Below are 18,139 nucleotides of genomic sequence, written 5' to 3'. Positions count from 1 at the left end.
ATGAAAAAGTTTTGGTGGTGTTTGCAATGGGCAAAAAAATAGGAAAAACAGTCTTTACAACGGGTGTCGCTGCGACAACCCTCTTTTCAGGTATGGCTGGACATAAGGCGCAAGCAGAGGAGATCGCCCAGAAGGATACTGCTGATCAGCAATCGACGGATGTGACTGGAATGGATACAAGTTTTATGGATATGGATATCTTAAATGAACAGTTGTTAAAAGCTGAAAAAAGAGTAGAAGACCAACGTTTGTGCTTGAATCAAGCTCAATCTGAATACAATGTAGCCAAGTCTGGTCTTGAAGCTGCGGAAGCTAACCTGCAAATCACTGAAACAAGGATTCAAGACTCCAATCAAAGCTCTCTTGGCAAAACTGAAAATGAAGTTGCGGTTGCTGAAGCAGTTGTTACTTTAGAAAAAGAGAAGGTACGCCAAGCAACAGAAGCGGATCACCAAGTTCGTTTTGCCATAAAAAATCAAGAGAATAAAATTGCTGCCCAACAGTTGCTCGTTGATATCGCAGGTAATGAATTAAGAAAAGCCAAACAACCCATCCAGAATGATGAAGTAGTATTAGCCAACGCACAGCTAAAAGAGGGGCAGGCGCAAAACGAATTAAAAATGGCTCAAGCCCTAGTCGCCAATCTGAAAGAAACACATGCTAATGTGCCTCAGGTCTTAAAGCAGGTTTCCAGTGAGATTGCTGGTGCACAGGAGAAAATTGAGCGATTAGCCCATCAAATTTCCCTAAAAGAAGTAGAGTTAGAACAAGTCCGTGAAGCTGCATTGCTAAGTCCCATCAATCTTCAACAGGCAAGCTATGAGACCTTGCTACAAGAGTGGGCCACGGCTGGTGACCAAAGCGCTGTCGAAGCCTTGTCTCTATACCGTCGTGGGCGTGAAGAGGACCAACTGACAGGTGGAAAAGCTACTAGATTAGATAACGTCCTAAAAGCATTAGAAATTGTAGATACCATTAATCAGTATCGGCGCCAGGCAGGTTTAGAGGATCTTTTGGTGGATCCCTATCAATTACTGGTTGGTCACCTCCAAACAGAATACTATCTAAACGATCGACAAGGCCTGTCCAGTTACCCAGAGAATAAAAATGTTGCTTGGGGCTATCGGCCTAGGGAGGCTGTTGCCTTATGGTATAGTGAAAAAGACCTCTATCATCAACTGGCTCATCAATATGATTTACCGACAGATGAAAGTCAGCTAGATCCTAGACAGATTTACAGAAAAGTAGGACCGGAGCTATTTGCTAAGGTTGGACACTATATCCACATGATGGGGAATCAATACAAGGCCATTTCAGTTACCTATAATCCAGATTTAGAAGTATCTCAAGTAGCTTTCTTTGAGGAAGGAGCATCCCTTTATACCAGTGAAGAACTGACCAAGTGGATGAGAAAAGTTGCCGATGCAAGGACGACAAAAGCAGATGTGAAGGCTGTAAAAAATACATTGGAGAGCCTAAAGGTCGAAAAGATTAACCAAGAATCTCGTATCAATATCCTTTCTGGTCATTTATTCGATGTTAAGAATTCTCTTGCAAGTCATGAGCAACTATTGGCGCGTGCTCAAGGCAACCTAGCTTCAGCGATGAAAAAATGGCAGGCTGCGTCGATAGAAGTCAAGGAAGCCGAAAACTCACTGGCAGTATCACGGGCTCGGATACAAGGTAGTATTAGCCCAAAAGAAGAAGCCTTGAAAAATGTTGTTCTAGCATTAGAAGAAGATAAAAAGCAATTAGAAGTTTTACAGAATGCAGCGAAAGAGACTGCATCTAAGCTTGAAGGAGCACATGCCCAACTTCAAATCGCTCAAAATCAATTAACACAAGCCAAAGGTCATCTACAACTGTTTACCAATTCATCTGAACTGCTAGTTGATGCCCAGGCCTTGGTGGCTTCCGCAAAAACTGAACTCGAAGAGAAAAAAGTACAATTTGAGTCATCCTTTGCAACCTTTATGGCTTACCAAAAGGAGGCCAGTGATTTCAAGAGTCGGATAGAGAAAATTCAGTCAAATGAGGATGGAAACAAATCTGCAGTAGCAGGAGAGGAAGGAGCAACTGATCAGGCCCAAGTTTCATTGCTGGCTTCTACTCAATCAGAAGAACACTTGCAAGTCGAAGATGATCTTGAGAAAGCTACTGGAAAAGACGAACACAAAAGTAGAAAAGGATTATCCAGATGGTTTAGAAGACTTGGATTAAAAAAAGAAGAATAGTTGTTAAAGAGAGAGAAAATTTCTTCTCTCTCTTTTTCTTAATTCTAGATACTTGTTAAAACAGCATAAAATACATAAGTAAGCTAGCTAAATCTGTCATTCTAAATTATAACAAAGAATAATGGACGATTTTGAAGAAATTGATAGAAAATGAAAGAAAATGATATTTAGTGCTTGACTTTGAAAGATAAGAGAGTATAATAGTCCTTGTAATCGTTTCCGAAAGGAGGTTATATGTTAAAATCTGAACGAAAACACATCATTTTAGAAAAGGTCATCAAAGAGCGAATCGTCTCTATCGAGGATTTGGTTCAGGAGCTGAACTCTTCAGAATCAACGGTTCGACGTGATTTGGATGAATTAGAAGCTGAGAATAAACTGAGACGGATTCACGGTGGGGCTGAAAGTCTTCATTCCTTGCAGGAAGAAGAAAGCAATAAAGATAAAGCAATCAAAAACGTGCAGGAAAAATCTGCTATTGCAAAAAAAGCAGCAGAATTAATCAAAGATTTTGAAGTTGTCTTTATCGATGCGGGAACTACCAATGAATTATTGGTTCATGAATTGGCCAATCCAACCGTTACAGTAGTGACCAATTCCATTCACCATGCAGCGAGTTTAGTGGAGAGAGATATTCCGACGGTCATCATCGGCGGGATGGTCAAAACGTCGACTGACGCTAGCATCGGAGGAATAGCCTTGAATCAAATCGGCCAGTTGAGCTTCGATCGAGCTTTTATTGGGATGAATGGCGTCGACCTAGAGTCCTACAGTACACCGGATCTTGAAGAGGGGGCTGTCAAACGGGCTATTCTAGAGAATGCAAAGAATACTTACATTCTTCTAGACTCGTCGAAACTTGGACGGACATCTTTTGTTAAGGTAGCTCCGGTTAAGAGAGCAACCATCATTACCAATGCTTCAGATACGGAAATCCTTTCTAAATTAAAAGAAAAAACGGAGGTTATAGAGGTTTGATTTATACAGTTACATTAAATCCAGCGATTGATTACATCGTCCGTCTCGATCATGTAGAGACTGGGGCGGTCAATCGGATGGCTTCGGAAGATAAATTTGCCGGTGGTAAGGGAATCAATGTTAGTCGTGTCTTGAAGCGGCTTGATATCGAGAACACAGCGACAGGATTTATCGGTGGATTCACAGGACGCTTCATAGAAGACGTACTGACCAGCGAAGCCATTTCAACCAACTTTGTGACAGTGGACCAAGATACCCGGATCAACGTCAAAATCAAAGCCGATGAGGAAACGGAGATCAATGGCAATGGCCCAGAAGTGACGGAAGCTCAGTTGCAAGAATTGATAAGCATCCTATCAGGCTTAACGACAGATGATGTGGTAGTCTTTGCAGGATCTGCCCCATCCTCACTTGGAAATGCCGTTTACAAACAATTGATCGCAGCAACTCGTGCGACAGGTGCACAAGTCGTTTGCGACTTTGAAGGGCAAACTTTGATTGATTCCTTGGAGTTTAATCCGCAATTGGTCAAACCAAACAACCATGAGTTGGGAGATATTTTTGGCGTGACCTTGACGGAATTGCCAGAAATTGAACGCTATGCCAAAGAAATCTTGGCAAAGGGTGCACAAAACGTCATTATTTCCATGGCGGGTGATGGTGCTCTTCTGGTCAGTCCAAGCGGCACTTACTTCGCAAAACCAATCAAGGGTCAAGTGAAGAATTCAGTCGGAGCTGGCGATTCTATGGTAGCAGGCTTCACTGGGAAGCTCGCAACGACAGGAGATGTCATCGATGCCTTCAAATGGGGAGTGGCTTGTGGAACAGCGACCACCTTCTCAGATGATTTAGCGACAGCTGACTATATTAAAGAAACTTATGAAAAAGTAGAGGTAGAAAAACTATGAAAATTCAAGACGTTTTAAATAAAAACGTGATGTTGTTTGATCTTCAGGCAACAGATAAAGAGGGCGTGATCAATGAGATGGTCCAATCGCTCGTTGATAATGGTGTGGTGACAGATTTTGAAACCTTCAAAACTGGTATCATGAACCGTGAAGCACAAACTTCAACTGGTTTGGGTGACGGAATTGCCATGCCCCACAGCAAAAATGAAGCAGTCAAAGAAGCAACGGTCTTGTTTGCAAAATCAAACAAAGGTGTTGATTACGCATCACTGGATGGCCAACCGACTGATTTGTTCTTCATGATCGCAGCTCCAGAAGGAGCAAACGACACTCACTTGGCAGCCCTTGCTGAATTGTCTAAGTACTTGATGAAACCAGGATTTGCGGATAAACTGCGCCAAGCAAGCACACCTGAGCAAGTGATCGCAGCCTTTGATGCGGAGGAGCAAGTAGCTGCAGCAGAAGAAGCCAAAAAAGCAGAAGCAGTAAAAGAAGCAGCAACATCTGACAAACCGCTGATCGTTGCGGTTACAGCATGTACAACTGGTATCGCCCACACTTACATGGCAGAGGAAGCCCTCATCAAAAAAGGTGAAGAAATGGGTGTTACGGTTCGTGTTGAAACAAATGGGGCATCCGGTGTCGGCAACCGCTTGACAGCTGAAGAAATCGCCAAAGCTGAAGGAGTGATCATTGCAGCTGATAAGGCAGTTGAAACAGCTCGTTTCGATGGCAAAAAATTGATCTCTAAACCAGTCGCAGCTGGTATCCGTCAAACCGAAGAATTGATCCAAACCATCTTAGATGGCAAAGCAGAAGTCTTCCACGCAGAAAATGCTGCAGAAGCTAGCGCAAGCCAAGAAAAATTGAGCTTGGGTGGAGCCTTCTACAAACACTTGATGAGTGGGGTTTCTCAAATGCTTCCATTCGTTATCGGTGGTGGTATCTTGATTGCCCTTGCCTTCTTGATCGACCAAATTCTTGGGGTGCCTCAAGATCAATTGTCTCAACTTGGTTCATACCATGAATTAGCAGCTCAATTTAAAACAATCGGTGGTGCAGCCTTTAGCTTCATGCTTCCTGTACTTGCAGGGTACATCGGATTCTCCATCGCTGAAAAACCTGGTTTTGTAGCAGGTTTCGTTGCTGGTTCCATTGCGAGCTCAGGTTCAGCATTTGGTAACATCGCTTTCGGTGCTGCTAAAGGTGAATTGCCAGCCGCCGTATCATCTGGTTTCCTTGGAGCTTTGGTAGGTGGTTTCCTTGCGGGTGGAGTCGTTCTCTTCCTACGCAAAGCCCTTGCAGGTCTTCCACGTTCACTCGAAGGTATCCGCTCGATCCTTCTCTTGCCATTACTTGGTGTTGGTTTGACAGGATTCTTGATGTTCCTTATTAATATTCCAATGTCAGCGATCAATACCTCTTTGAACAACTTCTTGACTAGCTTGTCAGGTAGCTCTGCAGTTCTTCTTGGTCTCCTTGTTGGTGGTATGATGGCTGTCGATATGGGTGGACCAGTCAACAAAGCAGCTTATGTATTTGGTACAAGTACGTTGACAGCTTCAGCTCTTACTAGTGGTGGTTCAACCGTTATGGCGGCCGTTATGGCAGCTGGTATGGTTCCTCCATTGGCAGTCTTTGTAGCATCTGTCTTGTTCAAAGACAAATTTACAGAAGAAGAGCGCAACTCAGGTTTGACAAACATTATCATGGGTCTTTCCTTCATCACAGAAGGTGCCATTCCATTCGGTGCGGCTGACCCAGCTCGTGCCATCCCAAGCTTCATCGCTGGTTCAGCATTGACAGGTGCCCTTGTTGGTCTTGCAGGATTGAAACTCATGGCTCCTCACGGAGGAATCTTCGTTATCGCCCTTACATCAAATCCGCTTCTTTACATCTTGTTTGTATTGATCGGTGCAGTCGTAAGTGGTATCTTGTTCGGATTGCTTCGCAAACCTAAAAATTAATCATATCTAACAGAGGCTGGGACAAAAGTCCTAGCCTTTCAATTGTCTTTTGATTGTAGAGCAAGACGCAGTGGTTGAGTGGGCTCTACTACGCTGATTTCATCAGCTTTTACAGCCCTACTCAACTGTGCGGAGGTGGGACGACGAAATCGAATTCTAACGAATTACCGCTTTCTGTCCCACTCTCTTTTCTTCTTTCTGTGATAGAAAACAGAGTGAAAAGACATAGTTCTGCAATAGAATCTTGATTTAATTTGTGGTATAATTTTCATAACGCTTATTTTTAGGAGAACAAGTATGGATATCCAACGTGAAAAAGAATTTGTCAGCCAGTATCATTATGATGCTCGTAACTTTGAATGGGAAAAAGAAAATGGAACTCCCGAGACAAAAGTAGACGTCAACTTTCAATTGATTCAACGTGATACAGAGTTAAAGACAACCTCTTTAATCGTTATTTTGACTTATATGATTGTCTTTGATGGCTTTGTCATCAGCGGGACCATTACCCAAATCAACCACATTCACAATCGTTTAGTCAGTGAGCCAAGCGAATTCAGCAAGGAAGAAGTAGAAGAACTAGCCCGTCCTTGCTTGAATATGCTGAACCGTCTGACCTATGAAGTTACTGAAATCGCCCTTGATTTACCAGGAATCAATTTGGAGTTTTAATGCATGAAATTAGCAGTCATCACAGATTCGTCTGCCTATCTATCAGATGAATCAAGAGGACACGATAATTTATTTGTCCTAGATATTCCAGTTGTCATTGATGGAGTATCTTACGTAGAAGGTAAAAACCTGACAGCAAAAGAGTTTTATCAAAAGATGGAAGCTTCGTCTGAACTTCCGAAAACTAGCCAACCTAGTATCGCGGAATTAGAAGAACTCTTACCGCAACTAGAAGCTAAAGGCTATACACATGTTTTAGGGATTTTCCTTTCTTCTGGCATTTCTGGATTTTATCAGAATATTCAGTATTTGAAGGAAGAGTTTCCGAATCTAACTATTGCTTTTCCAGATTCTAAGATTACTAGTGCCCCACTTGGGTGGATGGCCGAAGAAGCTATCAAATGGGCAGATGAAGGTCGATCATTCGATGAAATCCTGGCCAATATTCAGATACAAATCGATGGGACTTCTGCCTATATTATGGTGGATGATCTCAATCATTTGGTCAAAGGGGGCCGTCTTTCTAATGGAGCTGCAATCCTTGGGAATCTTCTCAGCATCAAGCCCATCCTCTATTTTAACGAGGAAGGCGTGATTGAAGTGTATGAGAAAGTTCGTACTGAGAAAAAAGCGATCAAACGTTTAGCCGAGATTGTCAAAGAAGGAACTGCGGATAAAGACTATCAGATCATTATCATTCACGGAAATGCTCTGGATAAAGCAGAAACACTTCGCGATATTCTTCATCAAGACGGTTTTGCTGGTGAGATTCCATTTGCGACTTTTGGCAGTGTCATTGGTACACACTTAGGAAATCACAGCGTTGCTATTAGTTTTGTACCGAAAGTATAAGGAGAAAACATGCCGATTAAAGTAGTGATTGCTGGTTTTAAAGGGCGAATGGGCCAAGCGGCTTATCACATGGTGTTAGAGGATCCTGAGCTAGAATTAGTCGGCTTGATTGATCCCCATGCGTCTGAAAAAGAACTAGCAGGTGTTCCAATCTTTACCACCAAGGAAGGGATTTTGTCCCTTGATGCGGATGTGTGGATTGACTTCACCATTCCTAAAGTAGCTTATGAACATACCCGCTTTGCTTTGGAGCATGGACTAGCACCTGTAGTTGGGACAACAGGGTTTACAACGGAAGAAATCACTGACTTGATTGAATTGTCTCGTGAGAAGAATCTTGGAGGTCTCATTGCGCCAAACTTTGCCATTGGAGCAGTATTGCTCATGCAATTTGCAGCGCAAGCAGCCAAGTACTTTCCAAATGTAGAGATTATCGAGTTGCACCACGATAAGAAGAAGGATGCACCGAGTGGGACTGCTGTGAAGACAGCTGAGCTAATCAGTCAGGTTCGTCAACCACAAGAGCAGGGAGCGCCAGATGAAGAAGAAAGCCTTCCAGGTGCACGCGGTGCCAACTACCAAGGCATGCATATTCATTCGGTTCGCTTGCCTGGTCTGGTAGCCCATCAAGAAGTGATTTTCGGTAGTCAAGGAGAAGGATTGACCTTACGCCACGATTCTTACGATCGGGTGTCCTTCATGACAGGGGTCAATCTAGGAGTAAAAGAAGTAGTCAAGCGTCATGAGCTTGTCTATGGTTTAGAACATCTATTATGAGATTAAAAAAACTGCCTTCTGAATTTCAGGAGGCTTTGACAATATTAGAAAAGATTCGTAGAGCTGGTTATGAAGCCTATTTTGTCGGTGGCTCTGTGAGAGACGCCATTTTAGGTCGTCCCATCCACGATGTCGATATCGCTTCCTCCTCTTACCCAGAAGAGACCAAGGCTATTTTTGAGCGAACCATTGATGTCGGGATTGAACACGGGACGGTTTTGGTTCTTGAAAATCATCAAGAATATGAAATTACAACCTTTCGGACAGAGGATGTCTACGTCGATTTTCGAAGACCAAGTGCGGTTAATTTTGTCCGTTCCTTGGAGGAAGATCTTAAACGTCGCGATTTTACAGTCAATGCCTTTGCGTTGAGTGAGGAAGGGGAAATTATTGACCTCTTCAACGGACTAGAAGATTTGGAGAATCGGGTTTTACGAGCTGTAGGTATAGCGACAGAACGTTTTAACGAAGATGCCCTTCGGATCATGCGTGGTTTTCGCTTTCAGGCCAGTCTTGGGTTTGATCTAGAAGAAGAGACCTTTAAGGCCATGGCAGATTGCGCCCCCTTGCTGGAGAAAATCTCTGTCGAGCGTATCTTTATTGAATTGGATAAGCTCCTCTTAGCTCCTTTTTGGCGCAAGGGCTTGGAGGGTGTGATTGCTAGCCAGAGCTATCAGTATCTACCTCTCTTACAAAATAGCCAATTGTCACTAGAGAAACTTTTCCAACTGAAGATGGACTATACCTTCACGAGTTCAGAACAAGCTTGGGCTGCCTTACTCTTAACCTTAGATGAGAATAAGGTTGCTGCTTTTTTCAAGAAATGGAAAACGTCACGAGACTTTGCTAAGAAGGTAGAACAGCTGGTTGAAATCTACCGCTTACGTGAAAAGGCCAGCTTAAATCGCCGGGATGTGTATCGTTACGATCGCAATCTCCTCTTGTCAGCGGAAGAACTACGTCAGGCTCATGGCTTGCCCGTAGATTTCCAAGTCATCGAAGAATTGTATGATAGTCTAGCTATTCATGATAAGCACGAAATTGTAGTCAATGGTGGGATGCTGATGAAGGAATACGACTTAAAACCAGGTCCAAGTCTAGGACAAGTGCTATCTGCCATTGAATGGGCCATTGTAGATGGCGAATTAGAGAACGACAAACAAGCCATTGGAGATTTTTTGAGTCGCTATCTTGAAGCCAAGAAGGGGGAAGTATGAGCGATTTTATTGTTGAAAAACTAACCAAGTCCGTCGGGGATAAGACGGTCTTTAAAGAGATTTCTTTTATCATTCATGAGCTGGACCGGATTGGACTAATCGGGGTCAATGGGACAGGGAAAACAACTCTCTTAGATGTTTTGTCTGGTCGTTCAGGCTATGACGGAGATCGTTCTCCTTTTTCTGCAAAGAATGATTATAAGATTGGTTATCTGACCCAAGAACCTCAATTTGATGATAGCAAGACGGTCCTCGATACAGTGTTGTCAGAAGATGTGAAAGAACTCCAATTGATTCGTCAGTATGAACTGTTGACGAGCCAGTACGATGAAAGTCAGCAAGTGAAACTGGAAAAAGTCATGGCGGAGATGGATTCTCTCAATGCATGGGAAATCGAAAGCCAGGTCAAAACAGTCCTGACCAAACTGGGCATTCAGGATCTATCTGCTAGGGTTGGTAGTTTATCGGGTGGCTTGCGTCGTCGTGTCCAGCTGGCACAGGTTCTCCTGGGAGACCATGATTTGTTGCTGTTAGATGAGCCGACCAACCATTTGGATATTGATACCATCGAATGGTTGACCAATTTTTTAAAGAACTCTAAGAAAACCGTTCTTTTCATCACCCATGACCGTTATTTCTTGGATAATATTTCAACTCGTATTTTCGAATTGGATCGTGCTGGATTAGTTGAATACCAAGGGAACTACCAGGATTATGTCCGCTTGAAAGCTGAGCAGGACGAACGAGATGCGGCTCTTCTTCACAAGAAGCAGCAGCTCTATAAGCAAGAGTTGACCTGGATGCGTCGGCAACCGCAGGCGCGTGCTACCAAGCAACAGGCGCGGATCAATCGTTTCCACGACCTCAAGAAGGATTTATCTCACCAGACGACAGAAACAGATTTGGAAATGTCCTTTGAAACCAGTCGGATCGGTAAGAAAGTCATTGAATTTCAAGATGTCGATTTCGCTTATGACCAAGGGCCGATTCTGCAGCAGTTTAACCTATTGGTTCAAAACAAGGATCGGATTGGAATTGTGGGTGATAATGGTGTTGGGAAATCAACTCTGCTCAATCTGATTGCCGGGAAATTCCAACCGACTGCTGGAAAGGTCGTTATCGGAGAAACGGTGCGAATTGCTTACTTCTCGCAGCAGATCGAAGGTTTAGATGAAAGTAAGCGGATGATTAACTTCCTACAAGAAGTAGCAGAAGAAGTCAGGACTAGTGCGGGATCTACATCGATTGCGGAGCTGCTGGAACAATTTCTCTTTCCGCGTTCGACCCATGGCACCTTGATTGAGAAACTTTCTGGTGGGGAGAAGAAGCGTCTTTATCTCTTGAAACTTCTCATCGAAAAACCAAATGTCTTGCTCTTAGACGAGCCAACCAATGATTTGGATATCGCGACCTTGACAGTGTTAGAGAACTTCCTACAAGGATTCGGCGGTCCGGTCATCACGGTTAGTCACGACCGTTATTTCCTAGACAAGGTTGCTTCTAAGATTCTAGCTTTTGAAAATGGTGTCATTCGTGAGTTTTTTGGAAATTATACGGATTACTTAGATGAGAAAAAGTTTGAGCTAGAAATGGTTGCCGAAAGTAGCAAACCTGAAAAAGAAAAGGTGGTCAAAATCCGCGAAGAAAAGAAACGGATGAGCTACCAAGAAAAGCAGGAGTGGGCGACCATTGAGAGTGAGATTGAAGAGATTGAAAACAAAATCGCAGCCATTGAGACTGAGATGAATGAGAATGGTTCTGACTTCGGTAAGTTGGCCAGTCTCCAACGTCAGATGGATGAAGAAAACGAGCGGCTCTTAGCCAAGTATGAACGGTATGAGTACTTGAGTGAGTTGGCAGAAAACTAAAGGAGGAAGAATGCATCATATTAGCAAATACAGTCTGTTATTGTCATCATTTTTATTTTGTGGCATTGGTTTTATTCTCTTTGTGAATCCAATCGAAAAAATTGCCACCTTTAGTTGGTTGATTTCTCTGGGCTTTTTCTTGATTTCCGTTTCGCGCTTATCACGTTACTACCGTCTACGGACCCAAGCGACCTTGTCGGATCCCTATTTATTTCAAAGTGTGGTTTCGCTAGTCTTTGCAGTCTATCTCTTGTTATATGGCTATAAGACCTTGCCGATTGTCTTTCCGATTACACTTGGAATTTGGCTCTTATATAAGTCTGCTTTGAGTTTGCGTAAGGCTCACTATCTTTCCAAACGATCTGAAGAATTATCCAAGAAGTTTACTTTTTGGGGGTTGATTCAACTGTTTACAGGATTGTTTCTCATTGTTAGTCCTCTATCTATTAGTGTCTTCTTGTTACATATTTTGGGATTGTTCTTTTTCATAATTGGCGTTCAATCCTTGAGACTCTTTTTAAAACTACATAACGAAGAGTAAAGAAATCTGTCTGTGTTTTTGCAGACAGGGTTCTTTTTTTGCAAATGAAATTGAGAGAATTCTTGAAAAACAATTGAAACCCTTTTCACATTTTGGTATACTAGTGTCAAGAGAATAGGAACAAAGGAGTATAAAATGTCCAAAAAAATTATTGGTATTGACTTAGGTGGAACATCTGTCAAATTTGCCATTTTAACGCAAGAAGGAGAGATTCAAGAGAAGTGGTCTATCAAGACCAACATCCTTGACGAAGGAAGTCACATCGTTCCTGATATCATTGCTTCCATCAAACACCGCTTGGAGTTGTTAAACTTATCCGCAGAAGATTTTATTGGAATCGGTATGGGATCTCCTGGTGCAGTGGATCGTTTTGAAGGAACTGTTGTTGGAGCCTACAACCTCAACTGGAAAACTGTACAGCCTATCAAGAAAGATATTGAATCTGCCTTGGGAATTCCTTTCTTCATCGATAATGATGCCAACGTAGCTGCCCTTGGTGAACGTTGGAAAGGTGCTGGTGAAAACCAACCGGATGTCGTCTTCATGACACTTGGAACTGGTGTTGGTGGCGGTATCGTAGCAGAAGGAAAACTCTTGCACGGTGCAGGTGGTGTTGCTGGTGAACTTGGCCATATCACAGTTGATTTTGATCGTCCATTTGATTGTACCTGTGGGAAGAAAGGTTGCTTGGAAACAGTAGCTTCAGCGACTGGTATTGTCAATTTGACCCGCCGTTATGCAGATGAATACGCAGGAGATGCGACCTTGAAACGTCTCATTGATGATGGCGAAGAAGTCACAGCTAAGACAGTCTTTGATCTTGCTAAAGATGGAGATGAGTTAGCCTTGATTGTCTACCGTCATTTCTCTCAATACTTGGGTATTGCTTGCGCCAACATCGCTAGTGTCTTGAACCCAGCCAACATTGTCATCGGTGGTGGTGTATCAGCAGCAGGCCAATTCCTCTTGGATGGGGTTCAAAAGGTCTTTGACGAGAATACCTTCCCACAAGTCCGTACGTCAACCCAATTGGTGCTTGCTAATCTTGGAAATGATGCAGGTGTCATTGGAGCTGCGTCACTTGTCCTACAATAGAATCATACAGAAAGAGTTCTAAATTGAATTATTTGGAACTCTTTTCTTTTATCCTGTGTTATAATGTAGGTATTACAGTATTTAAGGAGATTGAATGACAAAAGCAGATATCCTTTTTAAAGAAAATATTCGAAGAATTATGGAAGAAGGCGTCTGGTCTGAGCAAGCTCGGCCCAAGTACAAGGATGGCACAACAGCCAATTCCAAGTACATCACTGGAGCTTTTATGGAGTTTGATCTGGCCAAGGGCGAGTTCCCTATTACGACCCTTCGTCCTATCGCCATCAAGTCAGCCATCAAGGAGATGCTCTGGATCTACCAGGACCAGTCCAATAGTCTGGAACTCCTAAATAACAAGTACCAAGTTCATTATTGGAATGACTGGGAAGTTGGGGATACGGGAACGATTGGAGAGCGTTATGGTGCGGTCGTTAAAAAGCACGACATCATCAACAAAATTCTCAAACAGCTGGAAGCCAATCCCTGGAATCGTCGTAATATCATTTCTCTATGGGACTACCAAGCCTTTGAGGAGAGCGAAGGACTCTTACCTTGTGCTTTTCAAACCATGTTTGATGTGCGCCGTATAGATGGGGAAATCTATCTGGATGCGACCTTGACCCAACGTTCCAACGATATGTTGGTGGCTCACCATATCAATGCCATGCAATACGTGGCTCTTCAAATGATGATTGCCAAGCACTTTGGCTGGAAGGTTGGCAAGTTCTTTTACTTTATTAACAACCTCCACATCTATGATAACCAATTCGAACAGGCAGAAGAATTACTTCGGCGCGAGCCATCTGATTGCCAGCCTCGTTTGGTATTGAATGTACCAGATGGCACCAATTTCTTTGAGATTAAAGCCGAGGACTTTGTTTTGGAAGATTATGATCCAGTCAAACCTCAATTGAAGTTTGATTTGGCTATTTAGGCTTTAAACAAATAATCACTATTTAGATAGGAAGAAAGTTTAGGTTTTTCATAAAAATGAACCATACTTCCTATTATTTAAATTTAATGATTAGTAATATCATCAAAAATTTTAAAAATGATTAGTTTTTTGAGTCATTTCACTTTGATATTTTTAACTAATTTGATAGAATATATAAGGTTTAAAATATAGGCCAATAAATTAGCTTATTAATTGTAAAAAATTATGGAGGAAAATATGGGCAAAGATTTATTTAATGATCGCATTAGCAGATTTTCGATTCGTAAATTGAATGTCGGAGTTTGCTCTGTCCTTTTAGGAACACTCGTTATGGTTGGTACAGCGTCTAGCGTTGCAGCCGAAGAAAACGCAGAGAACCCAGCAACTGTTGCAAAGGCTACAGAAGAAGGGGCTCAACCTGCTACAACAACAGAAGCTGCTGCTTCTACGACAACTGAAGCACCCGCTACAACAAGTGAAGCTCCAACTTCAGCTACAACTTATAAAGCTGAAGCACCAGTAACTGCAGCAGGTGTTGCACCAGCAACAACTACTGAACCAACAACTGCAGCTACTACTGAAGATAAAGCGGCTGTAGCAACTCCTGCAGCAACAGAAGCTTCAACAAACCCTAACAACAAGGCAACTGAAGCAGCTGCAACAGATAAGAAAGAAGAAGTGGCTGCAGGTGTCGCAGCTCCAGCTACTGAAACTCCTGCTGTAACAGCAGAAACTTCTGGCAAACGCCGTACTCGTCGTGCTCTCGGTGACGCAAATGATCCAAGTTTGATTGGGGATGACGTTGAAGACGCAACATCAACTCCAAAGGTTGAAAAACCAGGATATACAACAGACCTTGACGCAAAATCTTTGACTAGCCAGATTACATGGTTGGACTTTGGAGATGTAGCCAACTGGACAGGAACCACTACGACATTAGTACCTGCCGCCGAAACTAAACCAACTGAAAACTTACAAGAGAAAATGGCTCTTCAAGTTGGGGCTACCTATACTAAGGAAATCATGCCTGGATATGTGGTAACCATCAAAGTTAAGTCTTTGAAACCCTTCCAAGCAACAGAAATCTATAAGAAGCGACTAGAAAGCCAAGGAGCTACTGACGCAGAAAAAGCAACCTATGATCCAAATGCTCGAAACGGTTTTGTCAATAATTCAAGTTCACCTACTTCTAAGTTACATTTCAATAACGGTGATGAGGCCATGATTACCGCAGAGCCTCAAAATGGTTATACCGAAATTAGACATGAAGGAATTGATACCAAAGCCAAGAAGACAACCATTGCTTCAGCGATAAATGGTGGAAATATCGGAGTTCAGTTTGAAATCTCTGCAACCTTCCGTGGTAAGACAGTTAAGCCAGCTATTGTTATGGCTGATGGAGAGTCTGCCAACCCTGGTGAATTTGTTATGTTCACTACCAACGGAGAAGGTTGGCAACATCTTGGAGAATGGAAAAAAGATTATAAAAGAGATAGTGTACCGTACATGATACAAGATACGGATAATCTTTTTGGCCCTAACCCTACTACTACTATTAATGGTAAATCATTCTACGGAATTAACCTTAACCAACTTCGCGGGTCTACTTTAGTTGGCCCAGATAAGAAACCAGTCGCTTGGAAGTATTTTGGAAACCCTGACCAAGTAACTGGTGGTCTTGGGACTGGTGTCTTTGGGCCAAATATTTCTGCAGGCGTTTCCTCTGTTCCCCTTGTTATGACGCGTGGAGCATCTGAAGTGGGACTTTACATCGCTTCGGGTGGTAAACAGTCTGCTATGCTAGGGTTCTTCCCACTTGATGAAGGGGATGCTCCTGAGTCATATGGTAAAGCAGTCCATACCATTGCAACTGTTGACGGTGTTACTGGAGCTAAAGTAAATCAACCGTATCTTGGTAACGTGAGTCCTGATATGGATGAAAACACGACTCTTGACTGGTTCGGTGATGATAAGGCAACTACGGCCGATGAAGGAATTGACCAATTACTTCCAGATGAACTCAAAGGGACAACCAATGAGATGATCAAGATGGATCGTACACGCCCAGGGAACTACAAAATGTCAGTTCAAGCCCATTTGGATGGAGCTTCAGAAGCAAATATCTATGGTTGGGTAGACTTTAACCAAAATGGTAAATTCGATGAGGATGAACGCTCAAATCTCGCTACAATCACACAAGATGGCACTGTTGAGTTGACCTTCGCAAACAGTAAGACTTTTATTGATCCAAGTATCAACGAATTAGGTGCTCGTGTCCGGATTGCTAAGAAAGCAACTGAGATTGAAAGCCCAACGGGTATGGCTTTCTCAGGGGAAGTGGAAGACTTCAAGACTCAAATCACCCACCCACCAAAAGGGGAATTCAAGGAAACTTCTGGCCCTCAAGGTGCCAAACAAACAGCAACTGTAGCCTTTACAGCACGAGGAGAACACAAGTATCAACGTAACTCTCAGGCAGTTATCGACGAAACTGTAGAACCATACATCGTTGATAAAGATGGCAATCGTGCAACCCTTGATGCGGATGGTTATTACGTAGTTCCAGGTCAAGGGAAATACAAGATAACTGCCAACGGTAAAGACGTAGATGTTGAGTTTATCCCAGAAGATAACTTCCTTGGAACTGCAGATGGTATTTCTATCCGTCGTTCAGATAATAATGGCTATGATACTGGTTGGTCAACAAAATTCCCAGACCAAGAACCAAACATTGATGGTCAATTGAATACCATGGATGGTCTTTACATCCCAACAGTTACTCCTATTGATATTGAAGCTGTTGACAAGACATCGACTGATGTTCAAGGTGCAACTCAAAAAGAAACACCAACCTTTAACACAACTGAAACTAACGCAAATGGAGATAAGATTTCGGTCACTCCAAGTGCAGAATACCCTGCTAAGTTAGTAGATCCAGCAACAGGACTTTCTACTGATGCACCATCTGTAACAGTAGATGGAGAAGGAACATATACGATCAATCCTACAACGGGCGAAGTAACCTTTACTCCAGATCCTAGCTTCACTGGTACTGCAAAAGGTGTGGAAGTTACATTGTCAGCGCCAGTTGGTCGCAATAAAGACGGTAAGGTTCAAGCGGAATACATCAAGACAGCTACAGCTAAGTACACTCCAACTGTAACTCCAATTGCCATCACTCCAACAGACAAGGTTTCTGAGGATATCCAAAATGTTCCACAAACTCAAACTCCTACATTTGAGTTGAGCAACGACAAGACTGCGAAAATCACAAGTAAGAAATTGGTAGATCCAGCAACTGGTCAACCTACTGATGAAACTACTGTGACAGTAGAAGGTGAAGGAACATATTCAATTGATCCTACTACAGGTGCGGTAACCTTCACTCCTGAGAAAGACTTTGTCGGAACTGCTAAAGGTGTTAAAGTCCAAGCAACTGCGACTGTTACAAATGCTAATGGTAAAACTGCAACTATCACTTCTGATGCAAGCTACACACCTACTGTAAAAGCAGCTGTGCCAACAGCAGATCCAGCTACATCTAAAGATATCCAAGGTGCTACTCAAACAGGTAAACCAACCTTTGCGGGTACAACTGTTTCTGTAAATGGTGAAGACAAAGAAATCACTATTAAAGATAACAGCTACAAACTTTTGGATAAAGATGGTAACGAAGTTTCAACTACAACAGCTTACGCGGAAGATGGAACAACACCAATCGGTACATTCACGATCGACCCAGCAACTGGAACTGTAACCTTCACACCAACTGATAAGTCTTACACAGGTAAAGTAACGCCTGTTAAGGTTCAAGCTGAAAGCTCAAACGGAATCAAGGTTGATACAACTTACACTCCAGAGATTGTTCCAGTAACACCAACTGCAACACCAGCTGAAACAAAAGACATCCAAGGTGCTACTCAAACAGGTAAACCTGAATTTAAGGGTGGAACTGTAACGGTTGATGGCGTTGAAAAGACTGTTGAAATCAACGAAGATGTTCCAGCAACATTCGATGACGGTTCAACAACTAAGACCGTTGAAGGTGTTGGTACATACACAGTAGCTCCAGACGGTACTGTTACATTTGTACCAG

At 42.8% G+C, this 18,139-nt stretch carries 13 protein-coding genes; all 13 read left to right on the top strand.

The annotated features are described in order from the left end of the window. Nucleotides 1-26: 26 nt before the first annotated feature. Entirely contained in the window at nucleotides 27-2,234 is a 2,208-nt protein-coding gene (locus tag ABT997_RS00355) for a coiled-coil domain-containing protein (protein ID WP_350018486.1), read from the top strand. Between the two features lie 234 nt (nucleotides 2,235-2,468). Next, nucleotides 2,469-3,212: a DeoR/GlpR family DNA-binding transcription regulator gene (locus tag ABT997_RS00350; protein WP_006596298.1), complete on the top strand. Its 744-nt coding sequence runs from the start codon at nucleotides 2,469-2,471 to the stop codon at nucleotides 3,210-3,212. Continuing rightward, the gene (pfkB, locus tag ABT997_RS00345; RefSeq protein ID WP_154853000.1) at nucleotides 3,209-4,120 is read left to right on the top strand and encodes a 1-phosphofructokinase; all 912 of its coding nucleotides are present in this window, start codon (nucleotides 3,209-3,211) and stop codon (nucleotides 4,118-4,120) included. Before ABT997_RS00350 ends, pfkB begins: the two co-directional genes overlap by 4 nt. Next, nucleotides 4,117-6,087, top strand: coding sequence for a PTS fructose transporter subunit IIABC (locus ABT997_RS00340; protein WP_154852998.1), 1,971 nt, complete (start codon nucleotides 4,117-4,119; stop codon nucleotides 6,085-6,087). Before pfkB ends, ABT997_RS00340 begins: the two co-directional genes overlap by 4 nt. A gap of 297 nt (nucleotides 6,088-6,384) precedes the next feature. Beyond that, nucleotides 6,385-6,759 carry a DUF1149 family protein gene (locus tag ABT997_RS00335; RefSeq protein WP_006596301.1) on the top strand — a complete coding sequence of 125 codons (375 nt, stop codon included), beginning with the start codon at nucleotides 6,385-6,387 and terminating at the stop codon, nucleotides 6,757-6,759. Between the two features lie 3 nt (nucleotides 6,760-6,762). Beyond that, nucleotides 6,763-7,611, top strand: coding sequence for a DegV family protein (locus tag ABT997_RS00330; protein ID WP_154852995.1), 849 nt, complete (start codon nucleotides 6,763-6,765; stop codon nucleotides 7,609-7,611). A 9-nt stretch (nucleotides 7,612-7,620) separates the two neighbouring features. Next, nucleotides 7,621-8,388: a 4-hydroxy-tetrahydrodipicolinate reductase gene (dapB, locus tag ABT997_RS00325; RefSeq protein ID WP_154852992.1), complete on the top strand. Its 768-nt coding sequence runs from the start codon at nucleotides 7,621-7,623 to the stop codon at nucleotides 8,386-8,388. Further along, on the top strand, nucleotides 8,385-9,605 hold the full coding sequence (locus ABT997_RS00320) for a CCA tRNA nucleotidyltransferase (protein WP_350018485.1): 1,221 nt from the start codon (nucleotides 8,385-8,387) through the stop codon (nucleotides 9,603-9,605). The genes dapB and ABT997_RS00320 overlap by 4 nt, the downstream gene beginning before the upstream one ends. Then, nucleotides 9,602-11,473: an ABC-F family ATP-binding cassette domain-containing protein gene (locus ABT997_RS00315; protein ID WP_350018484.1), complete on the top strand. Its 1,872-nt coding sequence runs from the start codon at nucleotides 9,602-9,604 to the stop codon at nucleotides 11,471-11,473. The genes ABT997_RS00320 and ABT997_RS00315 overlap by 4 nt, the downstream gene beginning before the upstream one ends. Nucleotides 11,474-11,483: 10 nt before the next feature. Further along, a complete protein-coding gene (locus ABT997_RS00310; protein ID WP_223363723.1) occupies nucleotides 11,484-12,014 on the top strand; it encodes a DUF308 domain-containing protein in 531 nt (176 codons plus the stop codon). 135 nt (nucleotides 12,015-12,149) lie between these two features. After that, nucleotides 12,150-13,109, top strand: coding sequence for an ROK family glucokinase (locus ABT997_RS00305; RefSeq protein ID WP_048716086.1), 960 nt, complete (start codon nucleotides 12,150-12,152; stop codon nucleotides 13,107-13,109). A gap of 94 nt (nucleotides 13,110-13,203) precedes the next feature. Further along, complete coding sequence (locus ABT997_RS00300; protein ID WP_350018483.1) at nucleotides 13,204-14,043, top strand: thymidylate synthase; 840 nt, start codon at nucleotides 13,204-13,206, stop codon at nucleotides 14,041-14,043. A gap of 237 nt (nucleotides 14,044-14,280) precedes the next feature. Next, a partial coding sequence (locus tag ABT997_RS00295) for a CshA/CshB family fibrillar adhesin-related protein (protein ID WP_350018482.1) occupies nucleotides 14,281-18,139 on the top strand: 3,859 nt, incomplete at its 3' end.

Origin of the sequence: Streptococcus australis (assembly GCF_040226615.1) — a bacterium.
GTDB classification, from domain to species: Bacteria; Bacillota; Bacilli; order Lactobacillales; family Streptococcaceae; genus Streptococcus; species Streptococcus australis_E.
This window is presented reverse-complemented; position numbering and strand designations above follow the sequence as displayed.